This window comes from Bifidobacterium crudilactis, from assembly GCF_000738005.1.
Taxonomy (GTDB): Bacteria; Actinomycetota; Actinomycetes; order Actinomycetales; family Bifidobacteriaceae; genus Bombiscardovia; species Bombiscardovia crudilactis.
Genome location: NZ_JHAL01000001.1, coordinates 496,744 through 514,647, shown reverse-complemented (window position 1 = coordinate 514,647; position 17,904 = coordinate 496,744). Strand labels below are relative to the sequence as shown.

Genomic DNA, 17,904 nt, shown 5'->3' with positions numbered 1-17,904 from the left:
ACCAGCGGCATGCCGTCAACATGCCGTCGACGCACGTCACACGCACCAATTCACTCCCCCTCTGCGCCGATGTTCGGCATCGCCTCGAGAAGGGTTTTGGTGTAGGGGTGCAGGGGATTCTTATATATCTCTTCGCTCGGACCGCATTCGACGATTTCGCCCTTGCGCATCACGGCAACCACATCGCACTGATTCCGCACCACATGCAAATCGTGAGATACGAACACCAACGTGAAGGCGTGCGATTCGGACAAATCAGCCAGCAGATTGAGCACCTGAGCTCGGACGGAAACATCGAGCGCGGAAACCGCCTCGTCGGCGATAAGCACCTGCGGTTTCGTAATCAAAGCCCTCGCAATGGCTATGCGCTGCCGCTGGCCGCCGGAGAACTGGTGGGGGTAGCGCTGAGCCGAAGCCGCGTCCAGACCCACGGATTCAAGTATGCGCTCCGCACGGGCCAGACGCTCCTTCCTGGGGGTCTTCCCCAACGGTTCGGATACTATCTGCCAGATTCTCATCCTCGGGTCGAGAGAGCCCATCGGGTCCTGGAAGACCACCTGCACCTTCTGGTGCACCCAGGCGTTGCCGCGTGCGCTCTGCTCGACTATCTCGGTGCCGAATATCTTGATGGAACCCGACGTCGCCCGGTCGAGTGCGGACAGCATCCTCAGCGTGGTCGATTTACCGCATCCGGACTCACCCACGATGCCGAACTTTTCTCCTTTATGCACATCGAAGGAAATGCCGTTCACCGCCTTGAACGTTCTGGTCGACCCAAGACTTCTTGTTTTATAGCTTTTGACCAGTTCGCTGACCTGTATCGCTTCCTCGTGGGGATGTGCCAGGCTCGACTCATAACGATTGAACACCAGCGTGCCATGCGGTTCCTCAGGCAGGACATCGTGCGGTGCCATGGCAGCAGGCTCCGGACCCTCGACTATCACGGCAGGCGAATCGCCGTGCAATCTCCCGTCCACAGCACCTTCGGCAGACTGCCCTTCTTGGCCGTGCATACCGTCGTCATGCTCACGCCTCTCCAAATCCGCCAGAGTGACCAATCGATTACTATGCTCGTCCTTCTCCAGTTTCGATGCGGCGAGCAGGGCCTTGGTGTAGGGATGACGGGGATGAGCGAACACCTCTTCGAGAGCGCCGCGCTCGATGATGCGACCATGGCGCATGATGGCGACCGAGTTGCACAGCCCCGCTACCACGCCCAGGTCGTGGGTGATGAACAACAGCGATGACCCCGAGGACCGGACCTGCTCGGACATGAGTTCCGTCACCTGTTTCTGCACGGTCACATCCAGGGCGGTCGTAGGCTCATCCGCCAGGAGCAGTCCCGGCGAATTAATCATCGCCATGGCCAGCATCACACGCTGGCGTTGACCACCGGACAGTTGGAATGGGTACGAGTCGCTTACGCGTTTCACGTCAGCCAAGCCCACGCTTGTCAGCATGTCGTCGACTCTGCTGCCGATTTCGGCACCGGAAGCCTTGGGCCTGTGAATGCTCACCACTTCGCCGACCTGTCTGCCGACCTTCATCAGGGGATTCAATGCCGTCATCGGCTCCTGAAACACCATGGACATGGTCGAACCGCGCAAGGTTCTCATCTGCTGGTCGTCAGCATGCAGCACGTCTATGCCCGCGGATGGCAGCTCGATGCTCCCCGTTGCCGTCAGCCCCTGGGGCAGCAGCCCCATGGCGGCCAGACACGTGAGCGATTTCCCCGAACCTGATTCACCAATCAGACCGAGCCGCTCCCCTGCTCTGACGGTGATGTCGATGCCGTGAATAATCTCCTTGTCCCCGGACGACACCCTGAGACCGGAGATGTTCAGCACCAGGTCGGAAGATGACTGATGTGCTGCCGTTGCTGTGCCGTCCGTCATGATTGCCCCTCCAAACGTGGATCCAGGTAGTCCCGTAATCCATCACCCAGTAGATTGAACGCCAGAACCGTCCATGCGATGGCGATTCCAGGGATAAGCACCAAAAGCCAATTCGAATAAATCACTGCGGAGGAATCCCTCAGCAGACGTCCCCATGATGGCTGTGGTGCCGGAGTTCCCAAACCGAGATACGAGAGTCCCGCCTCAGCCAGCACGGCAACCGCGAAGTTGACGGACAGCTGGACGATGATGGTTCCTCGAATGTTCGGCAGAACATGTCTGGAAGCTATGAAAAGGTTCCCCCTCCCGGCCGCACGTGAAGCCAGAACATATTCCCTGCCCATGATTTGTTTGGTCACGCTTCGCGTCACTCGCGCAAAGGCAGGTGACGCGCCCAATCCGAGCGCAAAGGCCGCCGTAACGGAACTCTGCCCCAGCGCTGCGGTAAACACGATGGCCAACAGCAATGGAGGGAAAGCCTGCATGACGTCATTCCAACGCATCAGCCACCTGCCCATGCCACTGGCGGACATTCCACACAGAATGCCGTAGGGGACTCCTATCAGCGCAGCCACGACGACTGCGATGCACCCGACCGTCAAGGTGGTTCTCGACCCCGCCATGATTACGGACATGACATCGTATCCGAGCCTGTCCGTTCCCAACCAATGCTGTCCGCTAGGCCTCAACAGTTTGTCGGCGACCACGTTCAGCGGATCGTAGGGCGTCCAGACAAGCGAAATACCGGCCATCAGCACGACCAGCAGCAGCATGCATCCACCTATCGCCATGCCGGCGTTGATGCGCTTGCCGAACAGCCGCACGCCCTCGCCCTCGCCCTTTCGGCGTCCCCCAACCGAGGCATCTACACTTGCGACACTCATCGTTCCCCTCCGAACCTTGGATCCACCGCGGCAGATAACAGGTCGACCACGAGATTGACAAACAGCACCATCACGACCAGCACCATCACGATTGCCTGCACTTCTGGCAGGTCTCGGTTTTCAACGGAAGACACCAGCAGACTGCCCAGCCCGCGAATTTCGAACACGCGCTCGACGACAACGGCTCCGATAAGGACCGAAGCGGTTTCCACACCGGCTATATTCATGATTGGCACCAGTGCGTTGCGGATGCCGTGTCTGCGCAATGCCTGCGAGGAGCTCAGTCCCTTGGCCCGGGCCGTGCGCATGAAATCCTCAGTGGTGACTTCAAGAACGGCCGATCTCACATATCTGCTGAGTATCGCACCTTGCACCAGACCGAGGGAAAGCGCGGGCAGGGCCACATGACGAAGGAACTGTACCGGATCGTCAGGGGATGCCCAGCCGGTCGCGGGCAGCAGACCCAGTCCGACCGAAAAGACAATCACCAATATCAACCCTGCCAGAAACGCCGGTATGGAAACGCCGATCTGGCTGATGACACTGATGACGGTGCCGAGTGCACGCTCCCTGTACACCGCCGCCAAAGTGCCGAAAACGAAGGCGATGAGCAGGGCGATGACCATGGCGATGACCACCAACAGCAGCGTGACCTGAAGCCCTTGCATGACATCCGCCGCAATGCTCACCCCAGAGTTCGCGGAGATGCCCATATCCCCACGAATCATGACGCCAGCCCAAGAGAGATAGCGCAGATACATGGGACGATCCAGTCCCAGTTCATGACGCATCTGTTCCAAAGCCTGCGGGGATGCCTCCGTCCCGAGCTTTATGGCCGCAGCGTCCCCCGGAAGGGCGGACAGCAGCAGAAATACCGCGACGGATGCCACGGCAACGGTTATCAGGAAAACCCCGATCCGAGATAATACCTTCTTCATACCAGCCCCTTTACGATGCCACTGAGTCACTTATGCCCAACACCGCGTGCCCAAGCAGGCTCTTATGGTCACGATTGAACATTTCGTGCACATAACCTTGCGTTACCACGCAGTTACCGAGCGACCCTCTCAACGGTCTCTTCCGAATCAAGCCACGGCACAAACCGGATTCAGGGAAGCCACCGGACGCCCGATACAGGCCGCGCCTCTCCTCACCGGCCGATACATGGAGGCGTTATGATTCCTGTACATCGGACGAGATGCCGAAGCGACGCAACGCAGACAAGAGACAGTACGGATAAGGTATCCGCTATGCGCGCAACGGCACGGCAATCGGCGACAATCAGAAACGGGGATGCACTTGTACAGATCACATGGGGCACGTTGCACGGTCTGAACAGGACGGTTCGAAGAGGACGGTTCGAGACCGGCACATGCCCCCGTTGCAACAGAACAGGAGCGGACCACACCGTATCTGATGCGGCAGGGGATTCCGAACGTGCCGGGCAGTACCCGCGCAGCCAACAAGAAAGCGAGTGAATCGAAGACATGGACAGCACGAACGCCATGGGAACACAACATGATGACTGTGCGCTCGATACCATTCTCGAAGCCTTGCCCAAGTCCGGTGCGACCATCACTTCGAATACCATCAAGACCACGCTTATCGAACTGCTCGAACGTCAATCCCTGCAGACCAATCAGCGCATGCCGACCGTCCGCATCCTGTCATCCAGACTGGGCGTCAGCTACGGCATGATTTCGACCATCTACCATCAGCTTGGGGTCGCGGGCTATCTTATGATGCGCGGGCGGCGAGGCACCTTCGTGCTGTCTCGAAACAACGATTGGACGAATCTCAGACAGCCGTCGTCGAATTCGGAAGACGGCACTGTTCTGCAGGACCTTTCCCTGGGCACACCGGATATTTCACTGTTGCCCGGAATCAACCGCTTTCTCATCATGCAAGGTCAGCGAACCGCATACATCGGCTCCTACGACGAATCGTCCATCCTGTCGCCGTTGGCCGAACTGTTTCGCAGCAATTGGCCGTATCCAGTGCAGGCCCTGACCGTGGTGTCGGGGGCGATGGACGGCATCGAACGAGTGCTGCGCATCTGCGAGGCCGAGGGCAGCGTTATCCTGCTGGAAAACCCGACGTACCCTCCCATCATCCACCTGGTGCAGCAGTGCGGCGCAACCGCAGTCGGCATCGAAATGGACGAATTCGGTGTCACCCCGAGCTCTCTGGAATCGGCGATCGACGACTGCCACGCACAACACCGGCGCATCAGTGCAATCATCCTGCAACCCAGAGCCCAGAACCCCACAGGAACCACGACAACGCCCGAAAGGCTCCACCGCCTTGCAGACGTCATCATGGAGCACTACCCGAATGGTGGCGAGCAGCGCAGGCCGCTGATCATCGAGGACGACCACAGCGGCAGCATCTCGACGGCGATGGCGATGAGCATGGGGGCGTTCATTCCGGACGAAACGGTTCGCATACAGAGCTTCTCGAAAACACATGGACCGGATCTCAGACTCGCTGCGCTTTCAGGGCCGGAGACCATAGTCGAGTCCTTGATACGCGAGCGCAAACTCGGTGTCGGCTGGGTGAGCAAACTGTTGCAGGAGCTGCTGTACATGATGCTTGCCGATTCCAGGACGAATGCGCAGATTCTGCGGGCACGCAGGGAGTATGAAAGCAGAAGGTCGATGCTCCGAGATGCGCTGCATCGCGAGGGTATCGACCTGTCTGAAGGCGATGGACTCAATATGTGGCTTCCGGTACACGACGAGGATGCAGCATTCGACTACCTTCTGGCCAAAGGCATCAAAGTGCGGCGTGGCTCGGATTTCATCGTCGGGCGCGACTCCTACGGCCGTGACGGCAGCGAAGGTGTGCCGGAACACATTCGCATCACCATAGCCGGCATCAAGGCCGAACAGATTGCTCAAACGGCCCCGCTTCTGCAAGAGGCCGCCGAGCAATGACATTCACGCCGACAGTCGGCGGTCGGCGAAGTCGTGGACGAAGGCGACTCACATAATCTGGCAGAATTCGATGATTTCCCGGTTCGGGCCGTAGATGTTGAAATACCGTATGCCATTGTCCCAGAACGAGGGAATCGACTGGACCTCGGTGTCTTTGAAATCCAGACCCAGCGCCTTTGCGTTGCTGAAGGCCGCATCGATATCGGTGCAGTCCAGAGCCATGTGATTCCATGCCCCGTCGCCCATGGCGGATTCCTCCACCTCCCACGTTTCTATCGTGATGTGTCCGTAGCGCAGAAAAGCGCAGCGGTCATCGCCGTTCCTGAAGACTCCGGCGAGTTCGAAACCGATGGTCTTGGTATAAAAGTCGATGGTCCCATCAAGGTCGCTTGTGGGCAGGCCCACATGCTGAACATCCGTAGTATATGCGGTCATGGTATTCATTGCGGTTCTCCTTGGTTTTGACGTATGCGCACACTCACCAACCTCATTCGGCAAGCCTGACGACCGCTTTGGAGACCCCGGTGATCGCGCCGTCAAGGAAGTCCTGCACCTGTTCCAGCGCGAACTCGTGGCTGATCAGGGAATCGACATCCACCTTGCCGCTTGACAGCAGGGCAATGGCATCGCTGAAGGTCAGAGGGTTGATGAAGGACCCCTGTATGGTCAGCTGCTTCTTGTAGATGTCATAGGTGTTCATCTCGAATACGGCCTCCTGCGGACCGACCCCGAACATCAGCACCTGTGCCCCCTTGTTGGCAGCCGCGATGGCCTGTGCCTGAGTCGATGGCAGACCGACCGCCTCGACGATAACGTCGTAGCGGCCCTCGGGAATGCTTTCACGCAAGGTGTTGTAGGTATTCACGACGTGGAATCGTTCGGCATTGAGCTTGAGCTTCTCATCGACGATACCGGCCAGATCGACCTCATGAACGCCATATGCCTGCAGCACCTGCACGAAGAGCTGCCCCATGAATCCGTCACCGATGACCAGGGCTTTCTGATAAGGATGGAGCTTGAGCAGGTCGACGGCGTGCACAGCGCAGGAAATCGGTTCGACCGCGGCCGCCGACTTCAACGATACGTTGTCCGGCAGAGGATAGACCACGCTTGCCGGCGCGCTGAACTGTTCGGCTAGGCCACCGTTGCGGGTCACGCCCACCGCGCTGAGATGATCGCACAGCTCAGGACGCTGGGTCAGACAGAACTCGCATTGACCGCAATAGATATTCGGGTCCACCGCCACCCTGTCGCCGGGCTTCACCCGCGTGACCTGTTCGCCGACGGCGGCGACCACACCGGAGTTCTCGTGCCCCAACACGATTGGCGGGACCGCAGCTGCCGAACCGGGACGTCCCGCGTACAGGTCGTGATCGGTGCCGCACACCCCTGCATAGGCCGTATCTATCAGCACATCATGAGGGCCGATTTCAGGCGTGGGAAGATCTTCGATGTCGAACTGCTTCGTTCCGGTGAGCACTAAGGCTTTCATGCCAAATCCTTTCGGTGTGTGGTCTGTGTCAACAACAACATCGTCGTGGCGTTGACAAGACTGCGGGGTCGGCTTCATTGTCCGAATTCCCTATTGGCACGATAGCTCACCGGACCTTACGCAGCAAATGACGCGCATAAAGTTGAGACAACACATAACAGAACATTCTCAACGGCAGAACAATACCTTCGAAAGAAACGAATCGGGATAATTCGCATCATTATCAACGATGCGAATGGCGGCTTTGCCGCATATGCCTTTGGTCTTTCTCCATCGGTTCGATATCATGGACGTCCATGCCAGGAAGCCTTCCCCATGAATACAGGGTCATCATGGTGGCAAAGATGGGTATTGAGACCCCGAAAGCAACCATCAATCCAGGCCACTTGTAGTATGCGAAGACAATGACGGCCAGCAGAAACAGGATAACCACGGAGCACAGCGGCCTGACGATGATCATTGAAAAGGATGCACGCACCGTCCACCATGCACGCTCGTCGAAGTTGGCGCGCACAGCCCAACTGACCAGCACGAACAACGCGTAGAAGACATTGACGACCAGCAAGACCCCGGAGACGGCGAAGCCGGGCGTACCGAGATTGTTGTTCTGGACGAACCAGTATTCCCAAATCAGCAGCGCCCAGACGACGAACTGGGGCCATCCGAAGAGATTCGCATCACGCAGTTCAGATTTCCAAGCCCGATGGAAGGTCGACCAGGTCTGACGAACGGTCCATGACCTGTCCTCAACCGACAGAATCCAAGCCCGGTAGGTCGAATAGGACGCGGCGAGGGAAGGGAAGAACCCCCACACCAGCAACCCCATCACCGTGTGCACGATGAAGGCGATGTTCACCATCACGACCATCATGATAATACGGGCAAAATACTCATACCCGAGTGCGAACCGTCTCATATTTTCCACCTTCCGATGGTCCTCTCACGACCGTCCCTCTTCACCCATCGCCTGCCGACATCCGGTGCAACACCAGCGAGAAACACCTGATGCGGCCATCTCGGTGCCCTTCAGCAACGGAACAGTACCTCTTCCACGGCCGAAAGCACACTCGGGGAAAGCTCCTCCCTGTGAATGCCGCCATTTTGGTCCTTGGACTCATAGGACAAGGTTTTCAGTGACGGCAGTGCACGAGTTCCGTGTTCCTGCAGCGCAGCGTTCGCCGCCTCCTTCAAGGGGTAGGCGATCTGCGCGTCGTTGCAGATGGCGAACACATCATCACTCACCGGGTCGGCCGCAAGTTCAAGACCATGGGGGAAACTCACCGTGACGTCCTTATCGGTCGCTTTGCAGCCGACATGCACCGTCAGACTCAGACTCTCCTTGTCGTAGGAAGTGTCGGAGGAGTACTCGCCGTCGATTTGGACCTCACTCATGGCGACGCCACGGAACGTCACGGTCCACGTGCGCCGTTCGGGAGTCACACGAGCATCACCCGCCGCGGCTGCGATGGTCAGTGTGCTGCTCGCGTTGTCGAAGGACATCACGGTGTCGGAGACACGCATACGCTCGATACCGCCGTCGGGTGCGTACCGTCCATCGTCCTCGCGAAGCGAGAATTTGCCGTCGGCGCCTGGGAATACCAGAATTTCCAGAGCCTCGGGATTCTCCGTGGAGTTGGTCATGTTGTCGCTTTGCAAGGGCACGATGCCGCCCGCCTTTGCGAAGACCGGCATGATCCCTATGCCTCGCCAGGCGTAGAAATTCATTCCGGACGCGACGTCACTGCGATACCGTCTTCCCGAGAAGAAATCGAACCACTCGCCCTGAGGCAACCAGACTTTCGCCTTCGCCCTCATCGAAGCCTTATCCATCGCTTCGGTAATCGGCACGGCAATAAGCTCCGACCCGAAGAAATACTCATTCGGCACACCATAGGCCTCACCCTGTTCGGGGTATTGCCAGTACATCGGCTCGATGAGTTCCCTGCCCTCGACGGCGTTGCGCCAGTTCATCGTATACATGTACGGCATCAGAGCCTGCCGCAGTCTCAGAGCATCCACCATCGCGGATTTAACCGGCTCATGGAAGTTCCACGGCTCTTTGCCGTTGAAGGGAGATGCGCTGGAGTGCAGACGATTGATCGGACTGAAGACTCCGAGCTGATACCAACGCGCCTCCAGCTCCTCGTCGCGGATGCCGGACATATGACCACCGATATCGTGGCTCCACCAGCCATAACCGATATTGGATGCCGTAGCAGTGAAATATGGCTGGAACCTCAACGATTCCCAGCTCACCACCGTATCCCCCGAAAAACCGATAGGATAACGGTGCGATCCCGGCCCCGCATACCTGGAGAAGGTCAGCGGCCAACGTCCGTCTCTTGCCGAATCAAGATAATGCAGATGGTTCAGCATCCAGAGAGGGTCGAGCCCGACCTGTTTGGTCACACCACCCTGCTGCCAGTCAATCCACCAGAAATCGACGCCTTCGTCCTCCAGATTATGGTGCATGTCGAAGTATGCATCCACGAATTTAGGATTGGTGACATCGAATTCGATGGCCTCCCCGGTTGCGGGGTCCACGCCCATCGTCTCGGCCATGCGGACATACGGTTTCTCGAAGGCGCGCACACCGTCACGGGGATGTACGTTAAGCGTGGTCCGCAGACCTTTCCTGTGCAGTTCATGCAGAAAACGCTCAGGGTCGGGGAATAGGTCCTCGTTCCAAGTGTATCCGGTCCACCCGGAACCGTAGCTGGCGTCAACCTCCGTGATATGCCAGTCCATATCGATCACAGCAGTAGTGAACGGGATGCCCTCGGCCGCGAAACGGTCCATCAGCGCAAGGTATTCGTCGGCAGTGTACTTGTAGTACCTGCTCCACCAGTTGCCCAAGGCGAATCGCGGCAGCAATGGCGTCGGCCCCGTCAGTCCGTAGAAGTCCTGCACCGCCTGTCGATATCGATGTCCGTATCCGAAGAAATAGAGGTCCTGTCTGCCTGAGCTTCTCGGAGCGACTCGGAGTCTTGGCGATGAAGCGGCGGCATCGCCGTCTTCTTCCGCGACAAGAACATTACTCGATGAATCATCGAGCACAGCCCAACCGTCATGGGAGATCACCCCGTCACCCAGTCCGATTGCGCCATCCGCTCCATCCAGCGTTCGCGCCGTTCCCTTGAGATTGGCGTGCTGTGACGCACCGTAATGCCAGGTGCCATTGAAACCGTCCATGCCCTTGACCTGTATCTGCAGCCCTTCCTTGCTGAAAGGTCTGCGGTCATAGCTGAGGTGCAGGTAAGGGGTATCAATCACCAGCAGACCATCCTGGTCATAGACACGTCGCTCCACCGAGTCCTGCGATAGGAAATTCCGGTTGATGACGGTTTGGCTGCAGTGATCTTCGAAGGCCCCGTCCTCGGACCATTCCAATCGAATCAAGGACTCCGTAAGCACGCCGATACGCCAGTGATCACCGACGATCACACAGGCATCATCCATCTTCGGATGCGCTCCGTGCGGAAATGAATATCGAGGATTGTCATTGTGAAAGGTAGACATTGACCCTTGCTTTCTTCTGATCGGTGAGGGCGCGCATCACGCGCCTTGTGGGCGGCCGACGTATTTGCCGTCAGGACCGGCGGATTCATGCTTCGGGTTATGGACGTCCGACGGATTTCGTCGGACGCCTTGTGGACAGGAAAATCATAAGCCGCTCCGTCCTCGCGCAACATCGACGAGGTCGGAGCGGTGAACTCACAGGTGCGACGATCAGCCCTTGACTGCGCCGATCATGACACCCTTGTTGAAGTACTTCTGCAGGAACGGGTAGATCACCAGCAGAGGCAGCGTGGAGACGATGATGATGCCGAACTTGATCTGGTCGGCAAAGTTCTGAGACTGCGCGGCCGTCATACCCGCCGAACCTGAATCGGTCTGGTTGGCCAACAGGATCATCTGCAGAATATTCTGCAAGGGCTGCTGATCCTGGTCCCGAATATAGATCAGACCGGTGAAGTAGTCGTTCCAATGCCCCACGAAACAGTAGAGTCCGATAACCGCGATGATCGCACTCGACAAAGGCAGCACGATTTTGAAGAAGAATCCGAAATAGGACACTCCATCGACCCTTGCGGAATCTCGCAGTTCCTCCGGAATCGACCCTTCGAAGAAGGATCTCGCGATGATCATGTTATACACACCGAACGCACCGGGAAGGATGAACACCCACATGCTGTTAAGCAGTCCGAGCTGCTTCATCAAGAGGTAGCTGGGAATCAGACCGCCGCTGAAGAACATCGTGAAGGCGAAGAGGAACATAATGATGCGGCGGGGTTTGAATTCACGACGCGACATGGCGAAGGCCGAGGGGATGGTCACCACCAGATTGACGGCCGTGCCGACCACGGTGTAGAGAATCGTGTTCCGGTAACCGATCCAGATACGTTCATCCGTCAGAATCTTGGCATAGCCGGAAACGCTGAAACCTTTCGGTATGAGGTTCACCTGACCGGTGGCGACAGCCGTCGGGTCCGAGAACGATGCAATGACGATGAACCACAGTGGATACAGAATAGCCACCACGATAAGGGCGATGATCAGACCGATGACGGCATCCACCACCCGATCGGACACCGTTTTCTTCTGTTTCAGGGGACGGTTCAGCGAAGCGTTGCGATGGCTTCTCTTCGGCGGTATCACCGAAGGTACTGTTGAGGCACCACGTTGGAAAAATGACATGTCTTCGCTCCCTAGAAGATGCTCGTGTTGCTTGCGCGCTTGGCAATGGCGTTTGCCATCACCAGGAACACGAAGTTCACCACGGAATTGAATAGTCCGATGGCCGTCGAATATGAGAACTGGTTGTCGAGTATGCCTATTCGGTAGGTATACGTCGATATGACTTCCGAAGCGGTGATGTTCAAGGTGTTCTGCATCAGCCAGACCTTCTCGAAGCCGACACCGAGTACCGAACCCATGTTGAGGATCAGCATCACACCGACCGTCGGCATGATCGTCGGCAAATCCACGTATCTGATGAGCTGCAGGCGACCGGCTCCGTCAATCTTCGCCGCCTCGTACAAAGCCAGGTCCACGGAAGACAGTGCGGCAAGGTAGATGATGCAGTTCCACCCCATGTGCTGCCATACCTCTGAAATCCAGTAGATGGAGGTGAAGGACTTGGGATCGCCCATAAGACTCTCCCTGCCGAGGAAACGGCCGAGGAGCCCCGTTCCGGGAGAGAGGAAGATCTGCAGCATCGACACCATAACCACGGTCGAGATGAAGTGCGGCATGTAGGTGATCGTCTGCACGAATCCCTTGACCTTGGAGCTGCCGATCTGGTTGATCAGCAGGGCGAGGATGATCGGGGCGATGAAGCCCATCACCAGGGTCCACAAGCTGATGCGGAAGGTGTTCAGTATGATTTCCTTGAACATCGGGTCGTTGAAGAACTGTTCGAAGTACTGGAACCCGACCCAATCTCCGCCTGTCATGCCTTTGGTGATGTCATACTTGCGGAAAGCGAGCTGGACACCGTACATCGGCACGTACGCGAATATCACCACGAAGACGATTGAGGGCAAGGCCAAGACCCATAGTTGCCAATACTGTTTGAAATGCGATCCGATGCGTTTGAACAACGGCTCATGCCGACGCGCCTCGATGTTGTCAACCACAACGGTCCCACCGTCATTGACTGCACCCATAGCTTTCTCCATCCTAGATTTCGTAAACCAATGCCGACCAGGCTTCGAGCTTTCGCCTTGCCACCTGTCGAAGTATGTTCTGGTGATCCTCGTTGGCGATGAGCACACGGGACGCGTCATCGGCATCAGCGAGCAGCGCAGCGGTCTGCTCGGGTAGAGAGGCGGCTTGCGAGGAAGCATTGACGACTACCAGCAGACGCTGCTCTCCGATGCTTCTTGTGAACGCGTAGATATGCTCGTCCTGCACGTCGAGAGCTGCAAAGTCACCCGCGGCGACCACCACATTGCCGTGCCTGAGATCGATGAGCTCCTTGTAGAAGGAGAAGACCGAATCAGGGCGGTCCCTTTGATCCGCAGCATTGATGGTGTCTTTGTTCTTGTTCACCGCAAGCCATGGCGTATTCGACGAATTCTCGGATGTGAAACCGGCGTAGGTCGAATCATCCCATTGCATCGGCGTGCGCGAATTGTCGCGGCTCACCCTTGCCAGCGAATCCATCATGGAGGCTCCGTCTTGAACTTGAGCTTCATCCACGCGTTGGTGATATGCGTTGATGGATTCCAGGTCGCGATATTGCTCGAGCTTGGTGAACCCCGCATTGGTCATGCCGATTTCCTCACCCTGATACACGTAGGGAGTTCCCTTATGCATATGCAGCATCAAGGCGAGCGCTTTGGCTGATTTGACCCGCATTTCAGGGGTAGATGTGTCTCCCCACCGTGACAGGGCTCTCGGCTGATCGTGATTGTTGAAATACAGGCTGGCCCAACCGTTATGCTTGACCGCTTCCTGCTGTTCGACCATCGCGGCTTTAAGCTTCGGAAGCTCGAGTTGTTCCATATTCCATTTCGCACCATTCTGGTCCACACCGACATGGTCGAACAGGAACAGCATATCGAGTTCCTCATGCTCCGGATCAGTGATGTATTCATTGCGCTGCGGCGAAATACCCTGGCCTTCGCCAACGGTGAGGTGACCCTTACGACCCGCAAAGACCTCTCGCCTCATTTCCTGGAGATACTCATCGAGTCTGGGACCGTCCATACTGAAAGGCCACGGGCTGGAATATCCTTCCTCGCCAGCCTCCTCGTCGGCAATCGCTCCGCCATCTTCTCCCGGAAGCTTTCCTTGCTCATCAATACGTTTGGAGATCAAGGTGATGACATCCATGCGGAAACCGTCAACGCCTCGGTCAAGCCACCAGTTCATCATGTCGTATACCGCATGACGAACCGAGGGGTTCTCCCAATTCAGGTCGGGCTGTTTCTTCGAGAATGTGTGCAGATAATATTCGCCTCGTTGAGGATCGTACTGCCATGCGGAACCACCGAAGGTGCCGCCCCATCGATTCGGCTCCGCGCCGGGAGTCCCGGGCTCGCATCCCTTGCGTGCCGGACGCCACCAGTACCAGTCCGCGTATTCGCTGTTGCGGTCACGCGAAGCCTGGAACCATGCGTGCTCGTCGGAGGTGTGATTCACCACCAGGTCCATGATGATCTTGATGCCGAAGGCATGCGCCTCGGAGAGCAGCATGTCCATATCGTCCAACGTCCCGAACATCGGATCGATATCGCGATAATCGGAAATATCGTATCCGTTGTCATCCTGGGGCGAACGATAGACAGGGCTCAGCCATATTGCGTCAATCCCCAACTGCGCCAGATACTCGAGACGGGATGCGATGCCCTTGAGGTCACCGAAGCCGTCATTGTCGCTGTCCTGGAACGAACGCGGATATATCTGATACACGACCGCATTCGACCACCAGGGATTAGGTGTCGCGCCATTGGTGTGTACGTCGTCAGGAATGAGCTGACGTTGCTTAGTGGTCATGACTGCTCTTCTTTGCTCTCATTGATATGCCGCACGAATGTTCTTCGGGCGGCATTGCTCATACTCATCGGAACTCATCCCGGGACGGTCTCGCCATGAGACCTTCCCGGGATGAGAAACCGCAACCTCAGTTCGTGCTGTTGAGGTTGACTCCGATGGTGTCCATGTTCTTCTTGAAGCTGTCGTAGATCTGCTGTTCAAGCTTGATGTTCTCGTCGAGCTTGTTCTTCTTCAGATTGGCGACGTATGCATCCCATTCGTTGTCGACTCCACCCTTGGTGACCCACTGTGCGAACTTGCTCATCGCGCCCTGGGTGATACCGGTGTTGTTGGCGTTCAAGGTGGAGGTCTGCTCCGGCGTCATCGGCATGTTCGCATACAGGACGTCCTTGTTGAAGTCGACGTTCTTGTAATCGTTGTCGTACACCGCATCGACCGGCTTGACTTCGGTATGTGCGGAAGGCAGGTCAAGCTTCATGTCCTCGCTGATCCAGCCCGGGGCACCGTCTGCCAGCGACTGATAGAACTGCCAGTCGGATGCGCCGTTGTGATCCGCGGGAGGGTCGAGCACCTTGTAATCGTTCTCGGCATTGCGCTTGACTGCGGTCCCGAAGGAACCGTAACGAGCTTGGATCGAAATGTCAGGGCTGTAGAAGGCGTCGACCAACTTGAGTGCGGCTTCCTTGTTCTTCACCTTGGCGGATACCACTGCCCTATCGGCCTGATACGCGAGATCGTCACCGTTATATGCCCACACAGGCGTTTCGGTCTGGTTGGCATCCATCTTGAGCGAGGGGATGGTCACATACTGGCTGGCGAGCTGAGGTCCGAAGATATCGGAAGGCGTCCACATCCATGTGAAACCGACGGTCGCTGTCGTGCCGTTGCCCTTTGCGGTGCCGGTATACTTCGACCAGTCATGCGTGAATGCTTCCGACGAGATGACCCCATCCGACCAGAGATTGTGCAGGTAGGAAATCAGCTCCTTGTAATTCGGGTCAGTCAGATAATTCTGGACCTTGCCGTCCTTGACGTACATGCCCAATGCTCCGTTTGGAACGGTGATGCCGGCGCTTGCAAGAAGCACGTTCGGCTGGAACAGCCCGAAACCACCGGTTCCCGGGGAGTTGAAGTCCATCGGAATCTCGTCGGCCTTGCCATTGCCGTTGGGGTCCTGCGTCTTGAAGGCCTTGAGCACGGTTTCGAGCTCACCCCAGGTGGTGGGCACCTGGAGACCAAGCTTGTCGAGCCACTGCTTGTTGATGAACATGTGATTGCTGGTTCGTGCGGTCACAGGGCGGGCGACGGTGGGGGAACCGAGAATCTTTCCGTCGGTCGTGGTTGAGATGACCTGTGAATACGGCTCGGCCTTGAACAGCTTGGAAAGGTTGGGCATGCTCTTGAGTTCCGGCTTGAGGTCCATGAACAGGCTGCCATACTGGCCCATATCGCCAGATCCGAAACCGCTGATGGTCACATCAGCGACCTCACCTGCAGCCAGCGAGGCCTGCTTCTGCTGATCCCAGGACGAGCTCGCGACTTCCTGCCACTGAATGGAGCAATCACAGGCTTTCTCAAGATCCTTGGTCCAGCCCATTTTCGCCATTTTCTCAGCTCGTGCGTCCTTGACGATCTGAACGGTCACGATTGGCTTGCCGTCTTTGGTAGTGGCGGAATCGTTGCCGCCACCGCAAGCGGAAAGCGCCAGTACAGCGACGCACGCCATAGCCCCGGCCTTCCACATCACGCTCTTCTTCACCATGCGAAGTCTCCTCCTTGATCTTCGATCCATGTGCAACGCCATAGTTGCTGCCTGCATGGAATCCACCATCTCAGGCATTTGAAAGTGTAAACCCATTGCAATTCTTTCGCAACTCTTGCAGTTTCTTTCATTAGAATGAATGCCTTATACCCGCCCTGCGGCACAATGGACGAAGCAGTCATTTGGATCGGAGCACCAACAGTGGCAACAAGACTCGCAGACATAGCAGCCAAAGCAGGCGTCAGCCAGGCGACGGTTTCCCGCGTCATCAACGCCAAACCGGGAGTCTCCGACGACTCACGCGACAATGTGCTCGAAGCCATAACGTCTCTCGGAATGCCGTTGGAAAGACTCCAGCGCAATGGCACACGGCTGGTGGCCATCATCACACCGGATCTGTCCAACCCCATCTTTCCCGAATACATCACATCGCTCACCACGTTGCTCGCACAGCGCGGATTCCTGGTCATCGTATGCACATACACGCCCTCAGGAACCTCCGAAGACGGCTATCTTGCCATGCTCCAGAACCAACCCCTGTCTGCGGCAATCTTCCTTGCCGGCAAATACGACACGAAGGACACAGGTCTCAGCACCTACCGGTCCCTGAGTGAGAGGAACATCCCGTCCGCATTCCTGAACGGAGCGGCACGAGACATGAACGGTCTCTACGCCGGAACCGATGACAAGACCGCCATGACCATGGCCCTGCGCCATCTGAGAGACCTCGGTCACCGAAATATCGGACTGTTGCTGGGCGATAAAAACCACTATCCGACCATCCTGAAATACCAGGCCGCGCAACAGTTCTTCCTCGATGAGCACATACTGCACAATGAAGAGATGACCGCATGGACCACATACGGCGTCGAATCAGGACAAATGGCCGCGCGCGCTCTCATCGAGCGCGGTGCCACCGCAATCGCCTGTGCAAGCGACCAACTCGCCCTGGGTGCCGTGAAGGCGACCAGCTCTCTTGGCCTGAGCATTCCGAAAGACATTTCCGTCACCGGATATGACGATTCACCTGCCATGAGGTACATGTCCCCATCCTTGACCACGGTCCGGCAGCCAGTGGATAAAATTTGCCAATCCACCGTTAATGGGCTGATGGCCATGATGGACAACAAGAAACTGGCGAATCGACGCGATGTGCTCCTCTTCGAACCCGAACTCATCGTTCGCGAGTCCACCGGACGCTGCAGCAGTCGCTGAAATCCTTCCTCGACATCCGCTATCCCTGAGGTCGCTCCCGTTGTCGCTACGACACGAAGACCCTATGTTCTGCCCCCAGTTCAGGGATTGACTCGCCGTTCTGGATGCAAACCACTGGAAACTTGCGCAAAAGATTCAATACATTACACTTGTTTTCGTGCCCCGCAACGATGCGACTAGGGCATACTGATCAACGGGGATTATAGAAGAACACCAG

The 17,904-nt window shown here is 57.0% G+C and carries 13 protein-coding genes; 2 read left to right on the top strand and 11 right to left on the bottom strand.

The genetic code is table 11. The annotated features are described in order from the left end of the window. Nucleotides 1–50 precede the first annotated feature (50 nt). The 3 genes from DB51_RS01980 to DB51_RS01970 are packed head-to-tail and all read right to left on the bottom strand — an operon-like array spanning nucleotide 51 to nucleotide 3,717. Nucleotides 51–1,895: a dipeptide ABC transporter ATP-binding protein gene (locus DB51_RS01980; protein WP_034250852.1), complete on the bottom strand. Its 1,845-nt coding sequence runs from the start codon at nucleotides 1,893–1,895 to the stop codon at nucleotides 51–53. After that, on the bottom strand, nucleotides 1,892–2,779 hold the full coding sequence (locus DB51_RS01975; protein WP_084674490.1) for an ABC transporter permease: 888 nt from the start codon (nucleotides 2,777–2,779) through the stop codon (nucleotides 1,892–1,894). The genes DB51_RS01980 and DB51_RS01975 overlap by 4 nt, the downstream gene beginning before the upstream one ends. Continuing rightward, nucleotides 2,776–3,717 (bottom strand): ABC transporter permease, encoded by a 942-nt coding sequence (locus DB51_RS01970; protein ID WP_034250851.1) that lies wholly within the window; start codon nucleotides 3,715–3,717, stop codon nucleotides 2,776–2,778. The genes DB51_RS01975 and DB51_RS01970 overlap by 4 nt, the downstream gene beginning before the upstream one ends. A 567-nt stretch (nucleotides 3,718–4,284) precedes the next feature. Between DB51_RS01970 and DB51_RS01965 the strand changes: the two genes are divergently transcribed. Continuing rightward, a complete protein-coding gene (locus DB51_RS01965) occupies nucleotides 4,285–5,715 on the top strand; it encodes an aminotransferase class I/II-fold pyridoxal phosphate-dependent enzyme (RefSeq protein WP_162174600.1) in 1,431 nt (476 codons plus the stop codon). 48 nt (nucleotides 5,716–5,763) lie between these two features. Here the strand turns inward: DB51_RS01965 and DB51_RS01960 are convergent, their stop codons facing one another. The 8 genes from DB51_RS01960 to DB51_RS01925 all read right to left on the bottom strand — a co-directional run bounded on the left by DB51_RS01960 (nucleotide 5,764) and on the right by DB51_RS01925 (nucleotide 16,472). Further along, nucleotides 5,764–6,150: a VOC family protein gene (locus DB51_RS01960; protein WP_034251292.1), complete on the bottom strand. Its 387-nt coding sequence runs from the start codon at nucleotides 6,148–6,150 to the stop codon at nucleotides 5,764–5,766. Nucleotides 6,151–6,202: 52 nt separating this feature from the next. Then, the gene (locus tag DB51_RS01955; RefSeq protein WP_034250850.1) at nucleotides 6,203–7,207 is read right to left on the bottom strand and encodes a zinc-dependent alcohol dehydrogenase family protein; all 1,005 of its coding nucleotides are present in this window, start codon (nucleotides 7,205–7,207) and stop codon (nucleotides 6,203–6,205) included. A 223-nt stretch (nucleotides 7,208–7,430) separates the two neighbouring features. After that, the gene (locus DB51_RS01950; protein WP_034250849.1) at nucleotides 7,431–8,123 is read right to left on the bottom strand and encodes a YesL family protein; all 693 of its coding nucleotides are present in this window, start codon (nucleotides 8,121–8,123) and stop codon (nucleotides 7,431–7,433) included. A gap of 110 nt (nucleotides 8,124–8,233) precedes the next feature. Then, nucleotides 8,234–10,726: a glycoside hydrolase family 31 protein gene (locus DB51_RS01945; protein ID WP_084674489.1), complete on the bottom strand. Its 2,493-nt coding sequence runs from the start codon at nucleotides 10,724–10,726 to the stop codon at nucleotides 8,234–8,236. 210 nt (nucleotides 10,727–10,936) lie between these two features. Beyond that, on the bottom strand, nucleotides 10,937–11,905 hold the full coding sequence (locus tag DB51_RS01940; RefSeq protein WP_034250848.1) for a carbohydrate ABC transporter permease: 969 nt from the start codon (nucleotides 11,903–11,905) through the stop codon (nucleotides 10,937–10,939). Between the two features lie 11 nt (nucleotides 11,906–11,916). Beyond that, nucleotides 11,917–12,876: an ABC transporter permease gene (locus DB51_RS01935; RefSeq protein WP_034250847.1), complete on the bottom strand. Its 960-nt coding sequence runs from the start codon at nucleotides 12,874–12,876 to the stop codon at nucleotides 11,917–11,919. Between the two features lie 13 nt (nucleotides 12,877–12,889). Continuing rightward, nucleotides 12,890–14,710, bottom strand: a complete 1,821-nt coding sequence (locus DB51_RS01930) for a glycoside hydrolase family 13 protein (RefSeq protein ID WP_034250846.1) — start codon at nucleotides 14,708–14,710, stop codon at nucleotides 12,890–12,892. A 127-nt stretch (nucleotides 14,711–14,837) separates the two neighbouring features. Continuing rightward, nucleotides 14,838–16,472: a type 2 periplasmic-binding domain-containing protein gene (locus DB51_RS01925; protein WP_034250845.1), complete on the bottom strand. Its 1,635-nt coding sequence runs from the start codon at nucleotides 16,470–16,472 to the stop codon at nucleotides 14,838–14,840. A gap of 201 nt (nucleotides 16,473–16,673) precedes the next feature. On the opposite strand from DB51_RS01925, the gene DB51_RS01920 reads away from it, so the two are divergent. Further along, entirely contained in the window at nucleotides 16,674–17,687 is a 1,014-nt protein-coding gene (locus DB51_RS01920; protein ID WP_034251286.1) for a LacI family DNA-binding transcriptional regulator, read from the top strand. Nucleotides 17,688–17,904 lie beyond the last annotated feature (217 nt).

What these genes read in the sequence shown, in the direction of transcription:
- DB51_RS01950 (WP_034250849.1), bottom strand. Translation starts at nt 8,123, where the DNA reads ATGAGACGGTTCGCACTCGGGTATGAGTATTTTGCCCGTATTATCATG.
- DB51_RS01925 (WP_034250845.1), bottom strand. Translation starts at nt 16,472, where the DNA reads ATGGTGAAGAAGAGCGTGATGTGGAAGGCCGGGGCTATGGCGTGCGTC.
- DB51_RS01975 (WP_084674490.1), bottom strand. Translation starts at nt 2,779, where the DNA reads ATGAGTGTCGCAAGTGTAGATGCCTCGGTTGGGGGACGCCGAAAGGGC.
- DB51_RS01940 (WP_034250848.1), bottom strand. Translation starts at nt 11,905, where the DNA reads ATGTCATTTTTCCAACGTGGTGCCTCAACAGTACCTTCGGTGATACCG.
- DB51_RS01955 (WP_034250850.1), bottom strand. Translation starts at nt 7,207, where the DNA reads ATGAAAGCCTTAGTGCTCACCGGAACGAAGCAGTTCGACATCGAAGAT.
- DB51_RS01960 (WP_034251292.1), bottom strand. Translation starts at nt 6,150, where the DNA reads ATGACCGCATATACTACGGATGTTCAGCATGTGGGCCTGCCCACAAGC.
- DB51_RS01965 (WP_162174600.1), top strand. Translation starts at nt 4,285, where the DNA reads ATGGGAACACAACATGATGACTGTGCGCTCGATACCATTCTCGAAGCC.
- DB51_RS01970 (WP_034250851.1), bottom strand. Translation starts at nt 3,717, where the DNA reads ATGAAGAAGGTATTATCTCGGATCGGGGTTTTCCTGATAACCGTTGCC.
- DB51_RS01935 (WP_034250847.1), bottom strand. Translation starts at nt 12,876, where the DNA reads ATGGGTGCAGTCAATGACGGTGGGACCGTTGTGGTTGACAACATCGAG.
- DB51_RS01980 (WP_034250852.1), bottom strand. Translation starts at nt 1,895, where the DNA reads ATGACGGACGGCACAGCAACGGCAGCACATCAGTCATCTTCCGACCTG.
- DB51_RS01930 (WP_034250846.1), bottom strand. Translation starts at nt 14,710, where the DNA reads ATGACCACTAAGCAACGTCAGCTCATTCCTGACGACGTACACACCAAT.
- DB51_RS01945 (WP_084674489.1), bottom strand. Translation starts at nt 10,726, where the DNA reads ATGTCTACCTTTCACAATGACAATCCTCGATATTCATTTCCGCACGGA.